The organism is Lactobacillus sp. C449L (assembly GCF_059900815.1).
Window position 1 is genome coordinate 1 of sequence record NZ_JBWXGA010000195.1, and the last position, 463, is coordinate 463.

The following is a 463-nucleotide window of genomic DNA, read 5'->3' on the forward strand; positions in this document are numbered from 1 at the left end:
GAGTAGTTCACCTTCTCCTTGTTGGTCTTCACGTACTCGACCAGCTCGGCGAAGTTCTTCGCGGGGAAGTCCTTCCTGGCCACGAAGGCGGACGGCAGGTCCACAATGAGGCCGATCGGCTCGTAATCCTTGATCGGGTCGTACTTCAGCCTCGGGTACAGCGCCGGGTTGGTGGCGTGGCTGATGTGGATCATGAGAAGGTTGTACCCGTCGGGTGCCGAGGCTGCGACCTTGGCGCTGCCGATCGAGCCACCGGCACCGCCGATGTTCTCCACCACGACCTGTTGCCCGAGGATCGGGGACATGCTCTGGGCGAGCAGGCGCGCGAGGGTGTCGCCCGGCCCGCCCGCTGCGTAGGGCATCACCATGCTCACGGGCCGCGTCGGGTATGTCTGTGCGTCCGCGGAGCTTGCCGCGACCGAGGCCGCCACTGCCAAGGCGCCGAGCGTGGTCCACTTCATCT

The 463-nt window shown here is 65.7% G+C and carries 1 protein-coding gene; it reads right to left on the reverse strand.

Features of this window, described 5'->3' with window-relative positions:
* A partial coding sequence (locus tag AC2JF9_RS08995) for a tripartite tricarboxylate transporter substrate-binding protein (protein WP_500727076.1) occupies positions 1-368 on the reverse strand: 368 nt, incomplete at its 3' end.
* Positions 369-463 lie beyond the last annotated feature (95 nt).